Origin of the sequence: Saccharopolyspora sp. NPDC050389 (assembly GCF_040655595.1) — a bacterium.
Lineage (GTDB): Bacteria > Actinomycetota > Actinomycetes > Mycobacteriales > Pseudonocardiaceae > Saccharopolyspora.
Genome location: NZ_JBFAKG010000002.1, coordinates 203,086 through 223,148 on the forward strand (window position 1 = coordinate 203,086; position 20,063 = coordinate 223,148).

General features: G+C 71.2%; 12 protein-coding genes. 3 read left to right on the top strand and 9 right to left on the bottom strand.

Annotated features, from left to right (window positions below; translation table 11 throughout):
- Nucleotides 1-340 precede the first annotated feature (340 nt).
- The 3 genes from AB0I53_RS02290 to AB0I53_RS02300 are packed head-to-tail and all read left to right on the top strand — an operon-like array spanning nt 341 to nt 4,280.
- Nucleotides 341-3,199 carry a DEAD/DEAH box helicase gene (locus AB0I53_RS02290; protein WP_358595118.1) on the top strand — a complete coding sequence of 953 codons (2,859 nt, stop codon included), beginning with the start codon at nt 341-343 and terminating at the stop codon, nt 3,197-3,199.
- Entirely contained in the window at nt 3,196-4,014 is an 819-nt protein-coding gene (locus tag AB0I53_RS02295; RefSeq protein ID WP_358595122.1) for a hypothetical protein, read from the top strand. The genes AB0I53_RS02290 and AB0I53_RS02295 overlap by 4 nt, the downstream gene beginning before the upstream one ends.
- Complete coding sequence (locus tag AB0I53_RS02300; protein ID WP_358595124.1) at nt 3,933-4,280, top strand: type II toxin-antitoxin system PemK/MazF family toxin; 348 nt, start codon at nt 3,933-3,935, stop codon at nt 4,278-4,280. Before AB0I53_RS02295 ends, AB0I53_RS02300 begins: the two co-directional genes overlap by 82 nt.
- Nucleotides 4,281-4,284: 4 nt before the next feature.
- Here the strand turns inward: AB0I53_RS02300 and AB0I53_RS02305 are convergent, their stop codons facing one another.
- From AB0I53_RS02305 to AB0I53_RS02345, 9 genes are all read right to left on the bottom strand, one after another.
- Nucleotides 4,285-5,220, bottom strand: coding sequence for a heme o synthase (locus AB0I53_RS02305; RefSeq protein WP_358595127.1), 936 nt, complete (start codon nt 5,218-5,220; stop codon nt 4,285-4,287).
- Nucleotides 5,217-5,615, bottom strand: coding sequence for a DUF3817 domain-containing protein (locus AB0I53_RS02310; protein WP_358595129.1), 399 nt, complete (start codon nt 5,613-5,615; stop codon nt 5,217-5,219). The genes AB0I53_RS02305 and AB0I53_RS02310 overlap by 4 nt, the downstream gene beginning before the upstream one ends.
- 119 nt (nt 5,616-5,734) lie before the next feature.
- Complete coding sequence (locus AB0I53_RS02315; protein ID WP_358595130.1) at nt 5,735-6,823, bottom strand: LLM class flavin-dependent oxidoreductase; 1,089 nt, start codon at nt 6,821-6,823, stop codon at nt 5,735-5,737.
- A 285-nt stretch (nt 6,824-7,108) separates the two neighbouring features.
- Nucleotides 7,109-8,416, bottom strand: coding sequence for a lysine N(6)-hydroxylase/L-ornithine N(5)-oxygenase family protein (locus AB0I53_RS02320; RefSeq protein ID WP_358595133.1), 1,308 nt, complete (start codon nt 8,414-8,416; stop codon nt 7,109-7,111).
- A 91-nt stretch (nt 8,417-8,507) separates the two neighbouring features.
- Nucleotides 8,508-9,335, bottom strand: a complete 828-nt coding sequence (locus AB0I53_RS02325; protein WP_358595135.1) for a siderophore-interacting protein — start codon at nt 9,333-9,335, stop codon at nt 8,508-8,510.
- A 97-nt stretch (nt 9,336-9,432) separates the two neighbouring features.
- A complete protein-coding gene (locus AB0I53_RS02330) occupies nt 9,433-10,824 on the bottom strand; it encodes an MDR family MFS transporter (RefSeq protein ID WP_358595138.1) in 1,392 nt (463 codons plus the stop codon).
- Nucleotides 10,824-11,012, bottom strand: a complete 189-nt coding sequence (locus AB0I53_RS02335; RefSeq protein ID WP_358595141.1) for an MbtH family protein — start codon at nt 11,010-11,012, stop codon at nt 10,824-10,826. The genes AB0I53_RS02330 and AB0I53_RS02335 overlap by 1 nt, the downstream gene beginning before the upstream one ends.
- 130 nt (nt 11,013-11,142) lie before the next feature.
- The gene (locus AB0I53_RS02340) at nt 11,143-18,387 is read right to left on the bottom strand and encodes an amino acid adenylation domain-containing protein (protein ID WP_358595143.1); all 7,245 of its coding nucleotides are present in this window, start codon (nt 18,385-18,387) and stop codon (nt 11,143-11,145) included.
- 92 nt (nt 18,388-18,479) lie between these two features.
- A complete protein-coding gene (locus AB0I53_RS02345; RefSeq protein ID WP_358595146.1) occupies nt 18,480-19,835 on the bottom strand; it encodes a GNAT family N-acetyltransferase in 1,356 nt (451 codons plus the stop codon).
- Between the last annotated feature and the right edge of the window lie 228 nt (nt 19,836-20,063).

Sequence of the window (20,063 nt, forward strand, 5' to 3'; positions counted from 1 at the left end):
AACCCCGCTTCTTAATTTACCTAATTCTGCTTAACGCCCCCGCTTCCGCCCCCCCGGGGGCCGGTGAGTTTTTGGCCACCAAACCCCACCAAAAACCCCCCACGGCCCCGTTCGGAAGCCGCACCGGAACCGCGTTATTCGCGGCGCCTCCGCAGCGGTGGATTCGCAGGTCAGCGACGCATTGGATGGCATCTTCGATGATTTGTCAAATCAGTTCGAGGACAGGATCTGCGGCATTTGTCAAATAGCGCGCTGAACAGGATTTCTGGGCAGCGCAACGATTCTTGTGTACCGTTCGTCGGCGGCGGGGAAATCGTGGCATCGCGTTCGGGGGACAACTGTGCCCGCCGACCGGCCTGAACGGAGGACACCCATTACCGCTCCGGCACGCACCAGAACATCCGGCATCCCGGCGCGGCTGCAGGCGACCTTCCGGCCGCGCGGCCCGCTGCCATCCGCCGGGCACCTCGCCCTGTGGGGCACCGACGACCCGTCCGCGACGGCGAGCGACCTCGGGTTTCCCCTTGGTGCGCAAGAAGAACTGCCGACCGTCCTGCCGTCCGGCCGCGAGGTCGAGGCGGCCGACGTGCCCGCCGTGCTGATCCCGATCGGCTACGCGCTCGCGCCGCTCGCGGCCCTGCCGAGCCCGGACCGGTGGCCGGGCTGGCGCCGTCCCGGCGACTCGCTGATCGCCTGGAGCGTCGCCGCGAAACTGGCACTGGAGCACGTCGCCGCCGGACACCTGGTGCCCGAGGCGCGCGACGACGTCGCCTGCTGGCGCCTGGCGAACCCGCACGACGACCGGCTCGCCGCGCTCGCCGAGGCCCTGCCTCCGGCCGCGCACGCGCTGCGCCGCGACGGCGTGCTCTGGAGCGCGGCGGAACTCCTCGCCGCCTTCGGCGACGCCGTCGCGGACGCGTGCGCGCGAAGCACGGCGATCGCCGGGAACGGCTCCTGGGGAGGCAGGTGGGTCACCGCGCTGACCGGCCCGGATCCGGCCGTGCGGCTCGACGAGCAGGCGAGGACCGAGGTCCTGGCGTGGGCCCGGCCGCTTCCGGCGGGCCCGCCCGGTCCGCTCGGTGGCCGGCTCCGCCTGCGCCTGGAGGTGCCCGCCGATGACGGCGCACCGTGGGCGCTGAGCTTCCACCTCCAGGCCGCCGCCGACCGGAAGGTGTCGGTGCCGGCCGAGCGGGCCTGGTCTGCCGGCTCCGCGACGCTCCGGCTGCCGGGCGGTTCCATCGGCGCACCACAGGATTCGCTGGTGCGCGGGCTGGCCGAGGCGGCCCGGATCTTCCCGCCGCTGGACGCGGCGCTGTCCGAGCAACGCCCGACCGAAGCCCGGCTGGACGTCGCGCAGGCGGCGGAGTTCCTGGCCACCGGCGAGGCCGAGCTGACCGCCGCGGGCATCGCCGTCGACGTGCCGACCGACCTCACCGGGGTGCGCCGCCTGCGGGCCCGCCTCCACTCCCTGGATTCGGCGCAGTTCCGCTGGGAGGCCGCCATCGGCGACCGGGCGTTGACCGCGGACGAGCTCGACGAGCTGATCGCGGCGGGCCGCCCGCTGGTGCGCTGGCACGGCCGCTGGGTGCGCGTCGACGTGCACGAGGCGAGGAACGTCCGTGCCGTGCTCGGGAAAACGCAGAGGTTGTCGGAGTCCGAAGCGCTGGCGGCGGTTCTGGAGGGACGCCGGGCCACCGAGCTCGGCGACGTCGAGGTGTCCGCCGGTGGCCGACTGCGCGAGTTGGTGGAGCGGCTCGGCGAACCTTCGCGAGAACCACGGTTGGTCGGCATCGACGCGACGCTGCGCGGCTACCAGCAGCGCGGCGCGGCCTGGCTGCAGAGCATGGCCGAGCTGGGATTCGGCGCGGTGCTCGCCGACGACATGGGGCTCGGCAAAACGCTGCAGACCATCACGCTGCTGGCGGCACGTGCCGGTGCGCGGCCGCAGCTGGTGGTGTGCCCGACGTCGGTGGTGGACAACTGGCAGCGCGAACTCCACCGCTTCGCGCCGAAGCTGCCGGTCGTGCGCCATCACGGCCCCAGGCGGCCCACCACGCCCGACGCGTTCGCGCCCGGCTCCGTCGTGATCACCACCTATCCCCTGCTGCGCACCGACGCCGGCCTGCTGTCCGAAGTGGACTGGGAGGTCGTGGTGCTGGACGAGGCGCAGCAGATCAAGAACCACGCCGGGCAGACCGCGCAGGCCGCCCGCCGGTTGCGCGCAGGCGCCCGGGTGGCGCTCACCGGCACGCCGGTGGAGAACCGGCTCGCCGAGCTGTGGTCGATCATGCACTTCGCGAATCCCGGCCTCCTGGGCGGATTCCCCCGCTTCAAGGAGCGGTTCGCGGTGCCGGTCGAGCGCTGGCAGGACGCCGACGCCGCGCGGCGGCTGCGTTCGGTCGTCGCGCCGTTCCTGTTGCGCCGCCTCAAGAGCGAGGTCGCCACCGACCTGCCGCCGAAGGTCGAGTCGGTGGTGACCTGCACGCTGACCGACGAGCAGGCCGGGCTGTACCGGAGGACGGTGCGGGACACCTTCGACGACGGCCTCGGCAGCGGAATCGGTCGGCGCGGGCGCATTCTCAAGCTGCTGACCGCGCTCAAGCAGATCTGCAACCATCCCGCGCAATTCCTCGGCGAGGCCGGGCCGCTTCCGGGCCGTTCCGGGAAGCTCACCCGCGTCACCGAGATGCTGGCCGAGGTGGTGGCGGCCGACGACCGGGCGCTGGTGTTCACCCAGTACCGGGTGATGGGCGAACTGCTCGCCGAGCACCTGGCGGCCGAGCTGGGCCTGCCCGCAGTCCCGTTCCTGCACGGCGGCGTCACGACGGCGCGGCGGCAGGCGATGGTGGACGCCTTCCAACACGACGACACCGCCCCGCCGCTGCTGATCATCAGCCTGAAGGCGGGCGGCACCGGCCTGAACCTGACCCGCGCGACGCACGTCGTGCACTACGACCGGTGGTGGAATCCGGCGGTGGAGGACCAGGCGACCGACCGGGCGCACCGGATCGGCCAGTCCCGCCGCGTGCACGTCCACAAGCTGGTCACGCACGGGACGCTCGAAGAGCGGATCGCCGACCTGCTGGAGCAGAAGCGAGCCCTGGCCGACTCGGTGATCGGCAGCGGCGAGACCTGGCTGGCCGAACTGACCGACGACGCGCTGCGCGAACTCGTCGAACTGTCCACGGAGGACTCATGAGCGGCAAGCAGCGGACGGAATCCTTCGGCGCGACGTGGTGGGGACGGCGCTGGCGGCGCGCGCTGGAGTCACTCGGCGCCACCTACCCAAACCCGCGGCTGCCGCACGGAAGATCGCTGGCGCGCAAGGGCGCGGTGCAGGGCCTGGTCGTCGAGCCGGGCCGGATCCGCGCCCAGGTGCAAGCGCGCAGCCAGGCCCACGACGTCGCCCTGACGCTACCGGCTTTCGCCGACGACGATTGGGAAACGGCCGTCGAGGCGCTCGCCGGTCAGCTCCGGCATGCCGCCGCCCTGCTGCAGGGCGAGCTGCCGGAAGATGTCGACGACACGCTGCGCCACGTGGATCTGTCGCTGTTCCCGCGCCCCGGCGAACTCGGCTCGACATGCACCTGCACCAGCAAGATCGAGCCGTGCGCGCACGCCACGGCGGTGCACTACGTGCTGGCCCCGATGCTGGACGCCGACCCGTTCCTGCTCACCAGGCTGCGCGGCCGCGACCGCGAACCGCTGCTGGCCGCGTTGCGCGCGGCGCGCTCCGGCCGACGAAGACGTCAGCTTCGTCGACGAGTATGCCCAGCAGATCGGCGCACCATCCCGCTCGGCAGTGATCCACCAGGCGATCAACCTGCTGCGCAGCGCCGATCTGGAAGACGCCTACGCCAGCGCCTGGGAGGAATGGGACGGCAGCGACGACGCGCGGCTGTGGGACGCGACGGCCGCCGACGGGATCGTCGATGCGTCGCGGTGACATCTACTGGGTCGACTTCGAACCGATCCGCGGCTCGGAGGCCAACAAGACCCGGCCCGCGGTCGTGATCAGCAACGACGCCGCGAACCGCAGCGCCCAGCGCGCGGGCCGCGGGGTGATCACCGTCGTGCCGGTGACGTCCAACGTCGACCGGGTCCACCCGTTCCAGGTGCTCCTGCGGGCCGACGAATGCGGCCTGCCCAACGACTCGAAGGCGCAGGCCGAGCAGATCCGGGCGGTGGCGGTGAACCGCTTCGGCAACAGAATCGGCACGCTACCGCGCAAGACCTTGGAGAGACTCGACAACGCCCTCCGGCTGCACCTGCGGCTGTAGCGGCTCAGACCACGGCGGGCAGGCCGACCGCGGCGTCCACCGCGATCGCCACGAACAGCAGCGCCAGGTACGAGTTCGACAGGTGGAACAGCTTCATCGGGTTGAAGGCACGGCCGTTGCGCACCGCCACGTGCATGCGCTGCGCGACGATCAGGAACGCCGCCCCGGCGAGCACCGCGAACGCCAGGTACACCCAGCTCGTCACCGGCACCAGCAGCAGCGTGCAGCCCACCGTCGCCCAGCTGTAGGCCAGGATCCGCGCGGACACCTGCCGCGTGGTGGCGACCACCGGCAACATCGGCACGCCGGCGCGCGCGTAGTCGTCCTTGTACTTCATCGCCAGCGACCAGAAGTGCGGCGGCGTCCACAGGAACACCACGCCGAACATCACCAGCGCCGGCCACTCCACCTTGCCGGTGACGGCGGCCCAGCCGACCACCACGGGCATGCAACCCGCCGCGCCGCCCCACACGATGTTCTGCGAGGTCCGGCGCTTGAGAACCAGCGTGTAGACGAAGACGTAGAACAGCAGCGCGACCGTGGCCAGGATCGCCGCCAGCAGGTTCGCGCCCAGCCACAGCACCGCGAAGGACACCACGCCCAGCACGATGCCGAAGATCAGCGCGTTGCGCCGCGGCACCTCGTAGCGCACCAGCGGGCGCTTCTTGGTCCGGTGCATCACCGCGTCGATGTCGGAGTCCGCCACGCAGTTGAGGGCGTTCGCGGCACCGGCCGACATGGCGCCGCCGAGCAGGGTCACGACGACCAGCCACGGCGACGGGATGCCGCGCTGCGCGAGGAACATCGCCGGGATCGTGGTGACCAGCAACAGCTCGATGACGCGCGGCTTGGTCAACGCCACGTAGGCGGCCAGCACGCCGCGCCGGCGACCGGCGGGCGGGGCGGACTCGGGAGCGGCGGACTCGGGGATGGCTGTCATGAGGCGCGCGATTCCTCCGACTTCGCGGGGCTCTGCGGCTCGACGATCGGCTTGCCCGCCATCCGCAGCTCGTGCCAGTGCGTCACCTTGCGCTCGGCGACGAACGCGCCGAACGGGATCGTGCCGGCCAGCAGCACCAGCAGCATCCGGCCGATCGGCGCGCGGAGCTGCGTGGTGGCGACCACAGCGACGAGCAGGTAGACCATGTACAGCCAGCCATGCGCCACGCCGATCCGGAAGGTCCACGTCACGCCTAGCTGCTGGGTCGCGGAGCCCTCCGCCCACAGACCGGCGTAGTGGCCGTACTTGAGCACCATCGACGCGCAAAGCAGGATCAACAGCACCGCGGTGACGTACGCCATGATCCGGTAGAACGCCAGCACACCAGGCTTCACGCCAATCCCTCAATCCCGCCTCGTGCTTAGAAAGACCGGTGTCAATAGACCGTACGCCACACGTCAGGAGGACCTGCGCCGACCTCGAACAAGAGTGGCGGCGCCCACCTGGCGATCGGCTAGATCATCCGGTACGCCTTGGCGATCAGCTCGAAGGAGTGCAGCTTGCTGTCCCGGTCCGGGACGTTGGCGGTCAGCATCAGCTCGTCGGCGCCGGTGCGCTCGCGCAGCTCGTCGAGCCCGGCCCGGACGGTGCCCGGCGCGCCGTGCACGGCATCTGCCAGCCAGCTGTCGAGGAAGCTCCGCTCCAGCTCGGAGTACGGGTACTCGCGAGCCTCCCGGCGGGTCGGCTGCTTGCCGGGCATGCCGCGCCGCAGCCGAAGCATGCTCAGCGCGACCGGCCGGATGATGTCCAGCGCCTCCTCGTCGGTGTCGGCGGCGATGGCCTGCACGCCGATCAGCGCGTACGGCTTGTCCAGCACCTCCGAGGGCTTGAACGACTGCCGGTAGAGCTCCAGCGCGGGCAGCGTGTTCCGCGCGCTGAAGTGGTGCGCGAAGGCGAACGGCAGGCCGAGCTCGCCGGCCAGCTGCGCGCTGAAACCGCTGGAGCCGAGCAACCAGATCGGCGGCGTGGGGCCGTGCGGCACGGACTGGATCGCGGCGTATGGATGGTCGACCGGGAAGTCGTCGCCGAGGAAGGCGATCAGTTCGCCGAGCTGCTGCGGGAAGTCGTCGGCGGACAGCGGCCCGGTGGTGCGCCGCAGGGCGCGGGCGGTGGCCTGGTCGGTGCCGGGAGCGCGACCGATGCCGAGGTCGATGCGGCCGGGGTGCAGCGCCTGGAGGGTGCCGAACTGCTCGGCGACGACCAGCGGCGCGTGGTTCGGCAGCATCACGCCGCCGGAACCCAGGCGCAGGCTGGTGGTGTGCGCGGCGAGGTGCGCGATCACCACGGCGGGCGCGGAGCTGGCGATGCCGGGCATGCCGTGGTGCTCGGCGACCCACAGCCGGTGGAATCCCCACTGCTCGACGCCGCGCGCCAGCTCGGTGGTGGTGTTCAAGGCATCCGTCGGGCTGTGCGCGACGCCGACGGTGGACAGGTCGAGCACCGACAGCGGCACGGGCGAATCGCCGCGGGCCACGCCCCTGATCGGATCGTCCTGGTAAGAGGTCACGCTGCCCTCGCGCTCCGGCGTCGCATCAGTCTCCATCGCCAAACCCAACCACCGGGCCGTTGCCCTTGTTCCCCGGCCACGCCGGCTGTGCCCGCGATTACAACGCGCCCGCAGCGCCCCGCTCCCGGCCAATCCCCGGGTTCAAGACGTTCCGATTTTAGACAAAATTGGAATCCGCCCCACCCGGGAATCCGCACGCCGGCGATCGGAAGTTCCCAATTTCAGGCAGAATCGGGAACACGAGAGGCCCGCGTTTCGAGCCGGTGCGGCGAGCGGGCTCCCAATGTCAGGCAGAATTGGAAGCCCGCCGCAGTGGCGATTTCAGCCTGGTGTCAGGGCGTAGTCGCGGGTGGTTTCCGGTGCCAGGCGGCGGGTGATGATCGAGTCGCGGATCTCGCCCGCTCGGACCGCTCCGTTCGACAGCAACGACGACGTGAGGCCGTGGGTGTGCTCGGTGCCGCCCTGGAGGTAGATGCCGCCCCGGAGATCGTCGGTGGTGCGGATCCGGTAGTCGCGTTCCACCTGCAACCGGCCCTGGTCGTCGCGGGCGCAGTACCGGGCGGCCTCGCCGAGGAGCCCGAACGGATCGCGCGGGCGGCATCCGGTCGCGTACACGAGCACGTCGGACTCCAGCACCGTCCGCTCGCCCGAGGGCAGGAACTCGACGGTGACCGCCACGCCGTCCGCGCGCGTCGAAACGTCGGTGACGCGGGAGGCGTTGAGGATCCGCAGCCGCTGCTCGCCCCGCACCTTCTCCTGGTACGCCCGCGAGTAAAGCTCCTCGATGAGGTCGAGATCGACCACCGAGTAGTTGGTGTTGCGGTGGTAGTTCATCAGGTCACCGCGGACCTCCGGGGACGCCGCGTAGAAGTCGTCCACCGCCTGCGGGTCGAAGATCCGGTTGGCGAACGGGCTGTCGTCGGCCGGGCTGAACCCGTACCGGCTGAACACCGAGCACACCTCGGCGGCGGGGAACGTCCGGTGCAGGTACTCGGTGGCCTCGGCGGCGCTCTGCCCGGCACCGACGACGACACAACGCCGCGGCGCGTCGGTGAGTTCGCCGACGCGGTGCAGCAGATCCAGGTTGTGCCACACCCGGTCGCCGGGCTCCGCGCCCGCCGGCAGGTTCGCTTCCAGCCCCACCGCGAGCACGACGTTGCGCGCCCGGTGCACCGTCGGCCGGCCGCCGTGGCGCACCACCACCTCGAAGTGCTCGCCGTCGGGCCGGACCTCGACGACCTCCGAGTCGTAGCGCACGACGTCGTCGAGCCGGGCGGCGGCCCATTCCAGGTAGTCGTGGTATTCGACGCGGGTCGGGAACATCGTCTTGTGGTTGATGAAGTCGACCAGCCGCTGCTGGTCGTGCAGGTACGAGAGGAACGAGAAGTCACTGGCTGGGTTGCGCATCGTGACCAGGTCCTTGAGGAACGACACCTGCATTGTGGTGCCGTCGATCAGCATGCCCTGGTGCCACCCGAACGCCGCCTTCCGCTCGAAGAACACGCCGTCGAGCCGGTCGGCCTCTGGCGCGGTGCGGTTGTGCTCCTCGATGGCGATGGCCAGCGCCAGGTTGGACGGTCCGAATCCGATTCCCAGCACGTCGTGAATTTTTTCGTCGACCGAAGACACGTCTTCCCCTCAGCTTCGCCGGCACCGTTTCGCGGGCACCCGGATTTACCGGCGAAATCCGCTGGATCGCGCCGGGGCCCGGACCGGGTCGTCAGTCCCGGTCGTGGTTGTGCTTGTCGTGGTATTCCGTTTCGGCCATGCCGTATTTCCAGTAGCCGATGGCGAGGACCGACTGCGCGCCCATGCCGCGGTCCGCGCGCAGGTGGCGCCGGATGCCGCGGACGATTCCGGATTCTCCCGCGACCCACGCCGAAACGTCCACGTCCGACGGCATTTCCAGCCCTTGCACGGCGTCGATCAGCCGCTGCGAACGGCCGGCGGTCACGCCTTCCCGGGGCAGCCAGGTCCACCGCATGTCCAGCGGCGTCTCGACGTGCTGCTGGTAGGCGGAGTCGCCGATCTCGACGAACACCTGGCCGCGCGCGGTGGGCGGCAGGCCTTCGACGATCGCGGAGATCGCGGGCAGCGCGGTCTCGTCGCCGACGAGCAGGTACCAGTCGGCGGCCCGGCAGGTCTTGCCGCCCGGCCCCATCACGCCGAGCCGGTCGCCGGGGCGGGCACCCCGCGCCCAGTTGGAGGCCACGCCGTGCTCGCCGTGCAGCACGAAGTCGATGTCGAGTTCGCCTCGGCCCTCGTCGTAGCGGCGCACGGTGTAGGTGCGCATGGTCGGGCGCTCGTGCAGCTCCGGCCACCGGTAGCGGCCGGTGTCCTCGTCGACCACCGGCAGCACCGGGCTCTGCTGCCCCTGCTGCGGCACGAAGACCTTGACGTTCGGGCCGGTGTGCTCGTCCAGGAATCCCGCGAGTTCCGCGCCGCCCAGGGTGATCCGTCGCATCGACGGGCCGAGTTCAGCTGTGCGCAGCACCTGCAGGTCGCGCGCCGGGGGCCGGTTGCGCCGGATTCGATCCGCGGTTCCCATCGGTCATGCATTCCTTCCTGCCGCCCGTAATCATGTCAGTTAAGGCTAACCTAACCACAGACGTCGGTCGTTGTCTTCCCCGCGGTGGCTCAGATCTCTACCGCCGCCCGGCGACGAGTTTCCGGCCCAGTGGCGCGGAATCCGGGATGCGCGCCGCGAGGATCACGCCCACCAGCGCGAATCCGGCCGACACCAGCATCGCCAGGTGGTAGCCGCCGAGCCCGTCGGTGCCGGCGGCCGCCAGCACGGTCGCGGTGATCGCCACGCCCAGCGCGGACCCGATCTGGCGCTGGACGTTGAACAGCGTCGAGGCTCCGCCGGTCGCGGACTTGTCGATCGTCGCGAAGGCGACGACCTGCAGCTCGGCGGAGGCCGCGCCGACGAAGAAGCCCGAGGCCAGCTGGACGGTGGCGGCGAGCCAGGCGTCGCCGGGGCCGATCGTGTTCATCAGCGCGAACGACGCCGCGGCGCCGAGCATCGAGGCCGCGATCAGCCGCCGCGGCCCGAATCTGCGGTGCGCCCAGCCGACCAGCTGCGAGGCGATCATCAACCCGATCGCCTTCGGCAGCGTCACCAGCCCGGTCTCCCACGCCGACGCGCCCAGTCCCGACTGGTACATCAACGTGAATCCGTAAAGCGTGCCGAGGAATCCGGCGACGCAGGTGAACAGGATCAGGCTGCCGCGCCGGAACGACGGGTCGGCGAGCAGCCGCAGGTCGAGCATCGGCTGCTCGGCCCGCAACTGCGTCCGGACCAGCACCGCGAGGCAGCCGAGCCCGGCCAGCCCGCAGGCCCAGAAGTGCGGCGAAGCGGGTCCGGTCTGCGACACCGCCTCCAACGCGAACATGACCAGCCCCAAGCCCGGTGCGGCCAGGGCGAATCCGAGCCCGTCGAAGCGCTTCGCGGGCTCCTCGACGTGCTCGGCCAAGAACAACGCGCCGAACAGCAGGGCCAGCAGCCCGACCGGCAGGTTCACGTAGAAGCCCCAGCGCCAGGTGAGGTGCTCGACGAAGAACCCGCCCAGCACCGGGCCGAGCGCGGGGGCCACCGCGGTCGGCAGCAGCAGCACGCGGGACAGCCGGATCCGTTCTTGCGGCGGATAAGCCCGGAACAGCATGGTCAGCGCGACCGGGCTCATCACCCCGCCACCGGCGCCCTGCAGCACCCGCGCGAGGGTCAGCTGCGTCAGGTCGGTGGCCAGCCCGCAGAGCGCCGACGCGACGACGAACGCCCCGAAGGCGCCGAGGAAAACCCGTTTCGTGCCGAAGCGGTCGCCGAGCCAGCCGGAGACCGGGATGCACGCCGCCAGGCTGACCAGGTAGCCGACGTTGATCGCCGAGGTGGCGGTGGGCGGGACGGCGAACTCGGCGCCGATCGCGGGCAGCGCCACGTTGACGATCGTGGCGTCCATGCCGTTCATGAACATCGCCGCCACGTAGCAGACGCACACCGCGACCTGCGGGCGAACACCGCGCAGCAGCGTCGCCATCAGCGGGCGGGCCGCATGTCGGTCCAGTTCACCTCGATGTGGTCGACGCAGGACTCCCGGTCGGCGGGGCCGTGCGCGACGCTCCACCCGGCGGGCACGTCGATCGCGGCGGGCCACAGCGAGTACTGGTCCTGCTCGTTGATCAGCGCGTAGTACTCCGCGCCCGGATCCTCGAACGGGTTCGTCATGGTCGTGCTCCTTGCAGTGTTGAACTCCCACCGGCCGCGATGGTCCGTGAGTGTTTTGGGGTGCCATCGCGCCCCAAAACACTCACGGAAGCGGCCCGCAACGCTCCTGGCGGACAGGATTGGCGCCCGGTCACGTGGTGATCTCGGTCAGGGCTCGGTCGACGATCGCCGCGATCTCCGCGAGCGGTTCGCGTTGCGTCATGTCCTTGTGCTCGCAGGCGACGTCGTGGTTGTGCACCGTGCCATCGACGTACGGCTGCCACATCTGCGCGGTCAGCTCCGCCTTGGCCGGGTTGACCGTGGCGGTGAAGAACAGCACGTCACCGCGGAACTTGTCGTGGTCGGCCTCGTTCTCCAGCACCGCGCAGTTGGCGAAGTTGTCGATGATCGCGGTGATGCTGTGCTCTTCGAGGTTGGCCAGCGCGCTGCCCTCGGCCGACAGGATCGCCATCACGTCCGCCCTGGTCAGCGGCCCGGCGCCCAGCTCGGAGAAGTCGTAGCCGGCCATGTAGAGCAGCGCCATCAGCGCTTCTTCCTCGGTCGGCAGCTCGTCCCACACGTCCTTCGGGTACGAGTCGAGCATGCACAGGAACCGCACCTCTTCGCCCTGTTCCTGCAGCTGGGTGCTCATCTCGTGAGCGACGACGCCGCCGAAGGACCAGCCGAGGAAGTAGTACGGCCCGTGCGGCTGCACCTCCCGGATGTGCTCCAGGTATTCGGCGGCCATTTCCCGCAGGCTCGCCGCGACGGGCTTCGGCTCGGCGAGCCCGCGCGACTGGACGCCGTAGATCGGCCGTTCGTCGTCGATGTGCTTGAGCAGCCCGGAGAACGGCCAGGCCAGCCCGGCCGCCGGGTGCACGCAGAACAGCGGTTCCTTGCTGCCTTCGGTGCGCAGCGGCAGCAGGATCTCCAGCGCGTCGCGCGATCCTCCGCTGTGCAGCCGCTCCGCGAGGCCGGCCACGGTCGGCGCGGCGAAGAGGCTGCCGACGTTGACGCGCAAGCCCAGCGCGTCGCGGATGCGGCCGATCAGCTTGGCGGCCAGCAGCGAATGCCCGCCGAGGTCGAAGAAGCCGTCCTCGATCCCGACCCGCGGCAGCCCGAGCACCTCGGCGAACAGCCCGCAGAGGATTTCCTCGGTCGGGTTGCGCGGCATCGCGTTGCCGACGGATTCGCCGAGGTCCGGCGCGGGCAGCGCCCGGCGGTCGAGCTTCCCGTTGGGCAGCAACGGCAACGCGTCGACGAACACCACCGCCGCGGGCACCATGTAGTCCGGCAGCGACTCGCCCACGTGCCGCCGCAGCTCGGCCGGGTCGCCGCCGCCGACGACGTAGGCGACGAGCCGCTTGTCGCCCGGCGTGTCCTCGCGCACCACGGCCGCGACCTGCGCGACGTCGGGATGCTTTGCCAGCACCGCCTCGACCTCGCCGAGTTCGATGCGGAACCCGCGGATCTTCACCTGGTCGTCCGCGCGCCCGGCGAAGTCCAGCACGCCGTCGGCCCGCCAGCGCACCAGGTCACCGGTGCGGTACATGCGGGAACCGGGCGGCCCCAACGGATCGGCGACGAAGCGCTCGGCGGTCAGGCCCGGCCGGTCGAGGTAGCCGCGCGCCAGCCCGTGCCCGGCGACGTAGAGCTCGCCGACCACGCCGGGCGGCGTGGGCTGGAGCTCCTTGTCCAGCACGTAGAGCCGGGCGCCGGGATCGGGCACACCGATCGGCACCGTGCTGCCGACGACGTCGGGATCGCAGTCCCACAGCGTGGAGTTGACGGTGGCTTCGGTCGGCCCGTAGCAGTTGAGCATCCGCCGGTCCCGAGCCCACCGCAGCACCAGCTCGGACGGCACGCTCTCGGCCCCGCACAGCAGGGTCGCGTTCGGCGGCAGCTCGGTGTCGGCCGGGAACATGCCCATCATCGACGGCCCGATCGCCAGGTGCGTGACGCGGTGCCGCCGGGCGTACTCCGCGAGCGGCTCGCCCGGCACCCGCAGGTCCGAGGGCACCACGACGAGCGTGCCGCCGCCGAGCAATCCCATGCACATCTCCCAGAACGCCACGTCGAAGCTCGGCGAGGCGAACTGCAGCACCCGGCTGTCGGCGGTGATGCCGACCCGGCGGTGCTGGGTGGCGAGCAGCTTGGCGATGCCGCGGTGCGGCACGACCACGCCCTTCGGGGTGCCGGTGGAGCCGGAGGTGTAGATGACGTACGCCGCGTCGTCCAGCCCCGGCCTCGGCAGAAGTTCCTTTCCTGCAGCGTCTGCTTTATAAGCGGCGTCAGCCGCTTGCGGTGTGGGACTCAGCTCGCACCGCCGCGGGTTCTCAGACTGTGCCCGCCCGAAAGGGCTCTCGGCGAGGACAGCCCCAGCGTGGTGTATTGGACATACATGAGTCGGGGATCCCGCAGTCGAGGCGGCGTCTGAGGTTCCGCTACCGGCGCCGCTACGCAAACCGCTTTCGAAACCGTCTTTAGGGTTGTCTTTGCAGCTCAGCAAGGCTGTTGGCAGGTCGGCGCGGAGATCGTCGGTGAGCACCAGGCGCGGTTTCGCATCCTCGACCATGTGCCGCAGCCGTTCCGCCGGGTACTCCGGGTCGAGCGCCAGGTACGCCGCGCCGGCGGTCATCACCGCGACCAGGCCGATGATCAGCTCGGGCGAGCGGGGCAGCAGCACGCCGACGATGTCGCCCGGGCCGACGCCGTGCTCGGCCAGCAGCCGCGCCTGCTCGGCCACCCGCCGGTCGAGCTCGCGGTAGCTCAGCTCCACGTCTTCGAAGATCAGCGCGGGCTTGTCCGGCTCCCGCGCGACCTGCTCGGCGAACAGCTCCGGGAAGGTCCCGGCCGCGGCCACGTCGCCGGCGGCGTCGCCCCAGGCCAGCACCTCCTGCCGGGCCGCATCGCCCAGGACGTCCAGGCGCTCGATGGGCGCGGCCGGGTTTTCGACGGCGGCGGCGAGCAGCCGGACGAACCGCGCGGCCAGGTCCTCGACGGTGCGCTCGGTGAACAGGTCGGTGCTGTACTGCACCAATCCGTCGGCCCCGCCGTCGGCGCCTTCGCTGAGGCTGAACGCCAGGTCGAACTTGGCCGCCCCGGCGGGCACGGTGTCCACTGCGGTCTCGAGTCCGGGCAGGTCTGCTGCGACGGCCTCGGCCGCGCCCCAGTACGCGAGCATCACCTGGAACAGCGGGTGCCGGGACAGCGAGCGAGCCGGGTTGAGCACCTCGGCCAGCCGCTCGAACGGCAGCTCCGCGTTGTCGAACGCGGCCAGGTCGACCTGCCGCACCCGGTCGACCAGCTCGGCGAAGCTCGGCTCCCCGGAGGTGTCGGTGCGCAGCACGAGGCTGTTGACGAAGAACCCGACCAGGTCGTCGAGCGAATCGTCGCCGCGACCGGCCACCGGCGACCCGATCGGGATGTCGGTACCGGCGCCGTGCCTGGTCAGCAGCGCCGCCAGCCCGGCCTGCAGCACCATGAACACGCTGGCGCCGTGCTCGCCGGCCAGCCGCCGAATCCGCTGGTGCAGGGCGGGATCGAGCTGGAACCGCACCGCCTCGCCCCGGTGGCTGGACACCGCCGGGCGCGGGAAGTCGGTGGGCAGCTCCAGCTGGTCGGGCAGGTCGGCGAGGGCCTGTCGCCAGAACGTCAGCTGCCGCCCCGCGAGCCCGCCCGGATCGGTCTCGTTCCCGAGCAGTTCCCGCTGCCAGAGCGTGTAATCCACGTACTGCACGGGAAGATCCGGCCATTCCGGGGCCATGCCCGCCGCCCGCGCGGCATAGGCGGTCGACAGGTCCCGCACCAGCGGTCGTGTCGACCACTCGTCACCGGCCACGTGGTGCAGCAGCACGAGCAGCACGTGCTCGTCGCCGGTCTCGAACAGGGTGGCGCGGATCGGCTGCTCCTGAGCCAGGTCGAAGCCCTGCCGCACCGCGGTGGCGAGATCACCGTCCACATCGGACGACTGCACCACCGTCAGCTCGGGCGCGGTGTCGAGCACCTGCTGCCGGGGCTCGCCCAACTCGTCGGGGAAGATCGTGCGCAGGCTCTCGTGCCTGCGCACGACGTCGCCGATAGCGGCGCGCAGCGCCGCCACGTCCAGCTCGCCGGACATCCGCAGCACCAGCGGCATGTTGTAGGTGGCGCTAGCGCCTTCCAACCGGTTCAGGAACCACAAGCGCTGCTGTGCGAACGAAAGCGGGATCTGCTGCGGCCGCTCCACCTGCCGCAGCGCGGGCCGACGCGCACCCGTTTCGAGCTGCGCGGCGAGGCCCGCGACGGTCGGGTGGTCGAAGAGGCTGCGGATGGTCAGCTCCGCACCGAGCTCGGTGCGCACCCGCGCCAGCAACCGGGCGGCCAGCAGGGAATGCCCGCCCAGCTCGAAGAACCCGTCGTCGATGCCGACCTCGCCGACGCCGAGCACCTCCGCGAACAACCGGCACAGCGTCGCCTCGACGGCGTTGCGCGGTTCCCGGCCACCGCCATCTCCGCCGAAGTCCGGCGCGGGCAACGCCCGGGTGTCGAGCTTCCCGTTGGCGGTCAACGGGATCGCATCCACCGACACGAAGGCCGACGGCACCATGTAGCCCGGCAGCCGCTCCGCCAGGTGCCCGCGCAACTCGATCGCCGCGACCGCGCCCACCGCGTAGCCGACGAGCCGCTGGTCGCCCGGCTGGTCCTCGCGCACCACGACGGCGGCCTGCCGCACCGCCGGATGCGCGAGCAGCTGCGCCTCGATCTCGCCGAGCTCGATGCGGAATCCGCGCACCTTGACCTGCTGGTCGGCGCGGCCGACGAACTCGATGCCGCCGTCCGGCCGCCACCTGCCCAGGTCGCCGGAGCGGTACATGCGGGTCCCCGGCGCACCGTGCGGGTCCGCGACGAACCGCTGCGCGGTCAGCCCGCGCCGCCCGAGGTAGCCGCGGGCCAGGCCTTCGCCGGCCACGTACAGCTCCCCGACCACGCCCGGCGGAACCGGCTGCAGCAGCCCGTCGAGCAGGTAAACCCGCAGGTCCGGGATGCCGCGGCCGATCAGGCTGCCGTCGCGGCGGCGGACCACCTCGCGGTCGAGCTCCGCATAGGACACGTGCACGGTGGTCTCGGTGATCCCGTACATGTTGATCAGCTTCGGCGACTCCGGCCGCCGGGCGTACCAGTCGTCCAACCTGGACAGTTCCAGCGCCTCGCCGCCGAAGATCACGCACCGCAGCGCCAGCTCGGTGCCCGGGCTCTCCCGGTCGGCCTGGCTGAGCTGGTAGAACGCCGAAGGCGTCTGGTTGAGCACGGTCACGCGCTCGCGGGCGAGCAGCCGCAGGAACTCCTGCGGCGATCGGCTGACCTCATGCGACACCACCACCAGCCGGCCGCCGTGCAGCAGTGCGCCCCACAGCTCCCACACGGAGAAGTCGAAGGCGTAGGAGTGGAACAGCGTCCAGACGTCGTCGCCGCCGAAGGAGAACCACGGGTCGGTGGCGCCGAACAGCCGGACCACGTTGTGGTGCGGGATCGCCACGCCCTTGGGCTGCCCGGTCGAGCCGGAGGTGTAGATCACGTAGGCGGCGTGCTCGGCCGTCAGCGGCCCGCGCTCGCCCGACTTCGGGTCGCGCTGCGAATGCCGCGCGATCTCCTCGATCTCGCCAGGATCGTCCAGCAGGATGCGGGTGATCCCGTCCGGCAGCCGGGCCGCGTGTTCGGCGTCGCTGATCAGCACGGTCGGCTGCGCGTCGCCGATGATGTAGCGGATCCGCTCGGCCGGGTGCCCCGGGTCCAGCGGCAGGTACGCGGCACCGGCCTTCAGCACCGCCAGCAGCGCCACGACCAGCTCGGCGGAGCGTGGCAGCGCCAGCGCGACCAGCTGCTCCGGCCCGACGCCGTGGTCGATGAGGTGGTGCGCGAGCTGGTTCGCCTGCGCGTCGAGCTCGGCGTAGGTGAGGTGCTGCTCGCCGAAGGTGACCGCGACCGAGTCCGGCGTGCGCAGCGCCTGCTCCTCGAACAGCTGCGGCAGGGTCGTCGCCGGTTGTTCCCGGATGCCGGGCAGCGGCGCGTTCCACTCGTTGAGGATCCGGTCGCGCTCCTGCGGCGAGAGCAGATCGATCCGGCCGACCGGGGTGTCGCCTGCGCAGTCCGCGAACGCCTGGAGGAACCGCAGGAACCGTTCGCGGTGCGCGGTGAGCTCCGGCTCGCTGTAGCGCTCCGGGTTGGCGTCGAACTCGAACCGCAGGTCGTCGTCGCCGGTCGCGTACGCCGCGACGGTCAGGTCGTCGACCGGCCCGGCCGCGAGGTTGTGCACGGTCGCCGGGCTGCCGTCGAAGGCCAGCCCGTAGTCGAAGGACTTGATGTTGATCAGCGGCCCGAACAGCGGCCGGTCCGAGCCCAGCAGCCCGAGGTCACGCCGCAGGTCTTCGCCGCGGTAGCGCTGATGCTTGTGCACCTCGCGCATGGCCTTCCCGACCTGCGAAATCAGCTCGGCGCGCGTGGTGTCCGGGCCGATCCGCAGCCGCAGCGGCAGCACGTTGACCACCATGCCGGGCACCCGCAGCAATCCCGCCGACCCGAGCCGCCCCATCACCGGCAGCCCGAGCACCACATCCGCCGCTCCGGTCATCCGGTGCAGGTAAGAGCCGAAGGCAGCGATGAGCGCATGGGTCCCGGTCGCGCGGCTCTCGCTCCCGGCGAGGGCCAGCGCGCGCCCCGCCGCGGAGGTGTCGGCCTGCCGGCGGAAGGTGTGCGCGGTGGGGCTCGAATCGCCGGCCAGCGACACGACATCCGGGTGGTCGGCGAACTGCTCGCGCCAGAACTCCGCGTCCCGGGCGAACTTCGGCGACTCCCGGTAGTCCCTTTCCGCGGCCGGCAGCGAGCTCAGCGGGCCGAACGGCGACGGCCCGGCGTCCGGCGCGTTGTACAGCTCGGCGACCCGCAGGAGCAGCAGCGAGAAGCCGTACCCGTCGATGGCGACGTGATGGATCCGCTGGTACCACCACCAGCGCTCGTCGCCGAGCTTGAGCAGCGCCGCGGTCCACAGCCGGCCGCCGTCGGCCCGCGACCGCGTCAGGTCCACGGGTTCCCGCAGGTCGGCGCGCATCCAGGCAAGCGCCTGCGCGTCGGGGTCGGCGGCGGTCGAGCAGTCGATCACCGGGAGCTCGAAGTCGTCGGGCTCGTCGATGACCTGCCGCGGCTCACCGGCCTCGTCGACCACCCGCAGCCGCAGCGTCTCCGCCTCGGCGACCACCTGGCGCAGCGCCGACGCGAACCGGGCCGGGTCCACGGGCCCGTGGACCTCGACGTACTCGGCGGTGTTGAAGATCGGGTTGGCCCGATCCAGCTGCTGCGCGAACCAGATCCCCGCCTGCGCGGTGGACAACGGCAGCTGTTCGTCAGCACGGCCCGGCATCGCTCTCCCCACGATCAACAAAACAGGTAAGGCTTACCTTAATTCTTGCCCGTTCCGCGGTACAGCCGATAGCCGCAACGGCCGACGTGGGACTACTCACCCAACGCGAGCCGCCCGAACACCATCAGGGCCGAGTTCTTGTTCGGCAAACCCACCTCGGCGGCCTGACCGAAGCCGGCCTTGCCGAACGCGCCCACCGAAGCTCCATTGTGGACGTTCGGCTCGGCGACGACCCGCCGGCAGTCCGGGTCGGCGGCCAGCAATCCCTCGGCCACCGCCCGCAGCAGCGCCGACCCGACGCCGCGCCCGATCGCATCCGGCTCGCCGATGGCGATGTGCACGCCGAGATCGTGCGGCTCGTGCGAGTAGCAGCGCGCCAGCTTGTCGCGCTGCACCCGGTACAGCTCGACGTAACCGACGTCCCGCCCGTCGAGCCCGACGATGCACGGCACGGAATGCTGCCCGGCGAGCTGACCTGCCAGTTCATCCCGCCACTGCGCCACCGGCCACGCCTGGTCCCAGTTGACCGCGACATGCTCGTTGTTCATCCAGCGGTGCACCAGCTCGACGTCCGGCCCGCCGTCGGTGCCCTCGACCCGGACCGGCCGCAGCGACCAGCCCGCGCCCAGCTCCGGAATCGGCACGCCGGGAACGTCCGGAACGTCCGAGCGCAGCGGGTTCCGCACCTCGAACGGCACGGCCCGCACCTGGATCTCCCCCGACTCCGCGCGATACCGCAGCCCGGAACCGTTGAGCGCGGCGAGATCGGTCAGCGTCGGACTGGTCAACCAGTACCCGACCAGCCGATCCACGTCCGGATACGCCTCGGCGACCGCCCGCAGCCGATCCGCGAGCTCGGCGAGCAGGTCCGCCTCGTGCACGACACCGCGCCGCCCCAGCAACCCGATGACCGCGAGCACGCCACGCGTGAGCAGCGCCGCGGTGGCACCGGCGACATCGTCGGGCTGCCAACCACGAGCCGCGGGCAGCAACCGGCTCTCGACGTGCGAGGACAACCAGCGCCGCGCCTCCGCGGCATCGGAAATCGAGCGGGCCACCGCGACCAGGTCCTCGGGCAGCGCCAGCGGATCGACCGCGCGGCGCGGCAAGGCGTCCACCAGCCAGTCCAGCAGCGAGCCCGAGCCGGCGGCGTTGATCGGCGCATCGGGCAGCGCGCGGGCGCGCGCATCGGCGGAGCACGCGGCCGCGAGCAACGCGGGCTCGGCCGCCTCGACCGGCGCGCCCGACGCGTCCAGCACGTGGATCGGCCCGAAGCCGTGCGCGCCGGTCGGCGAGTCGTAGACGACGTCCGCGCGCAGACGCAGCGATCCGACGGTCAACCGCAGCGGACCCTCGGCGACCGGGGTGTGCGTCTCGGCCAGCCACCGCCGCAACAGCACCGAGGTCCGCTGGTGCGGCTGCCCGGCAAGGTCGACTCCAGTCGTCACGCAACGCTCCCTAAGCACAGCAATCCGTTCCGGTCTGTGAGCGAAGCCTAACCTGACTACCCGATCTCGTGACTGTGGCTCACCCGACTGACGCATCCCGGCACCCGGCCGACCCGGACGCGTCACCAAACGTGCGAAACGAGCACAGTGGACGAATCCGCGTCACGATCACTGAGCGTGCGCTGAGGTTTTGATCGCCTGATCATCAGTACCTGATCTGGTGATGAT

What these genes read in the sequence shown, in the direction of transcription:
- AB0I53_RS02295 (WP_358595122.1), top strand. Translation starts at nt 3,196, where the DNA reads ATGAGCGGCAAGCAGCGGACGGAATCCTTCGGCGCGACGTGGTGGGGA.
- AB0I53_RS02300 (WP_358595124.1), top strand. Translation starts at nt 3,933, where the DNA reads ATGCGTCGCGGTGACATCTACTGGGTCGACTTCGAACCGATCCGCGGC.
- AB0I53_RS02305 (WP_358595127.1), bottom strand. Translation starts at nt 5,220, where the DNA reads ATGACAGCCATCCCCGAGTCCGCCGCTCCCGAGTCCGCCCCGCCCGCC.
- AB0I53_RS02315 (WP_358595130.1), bottom strand. Translation starts at nt 6,823, where the DNA reads ATGGAGACTGATGCGACGCCGGAGCGCGAGGGCAGCGTGACCTCTTAC.
- AB0I53_RS02325 (WP_358595135.1), bottom strand. Translation starts at nt 9,335, where the DNA reads ATGGGAACCGCGGATCGAATCCGGCGCAACCGGCCCCCGGCGCGCGAC.
- AB0I53_RS02330 (WP_358595138.1), bottom strand. Translation starts at nt 10,824, where the DNA reads ATGGCGACGCTGCTGCGCGGTGTTCGCCCGCAGGTCGCGGTGTGCGTC.
- AB0I53_RS02335 (WP_358595141.1), bottom strand. Translation starts at nt 11,012, where the DNA reads ATGACGAACCCGTTCGAGGATCCGGGCGCGGAGTACTACGCGCTGATC.
- AB0I53_RS02340 (WP_358595143.1), bottom strand. Translation starts at nt 18,387, where the DNA reads ATGCCGGGCCGTGCTGACGAACAGCTGCCGTTGTCCACCGCGCAGGCG.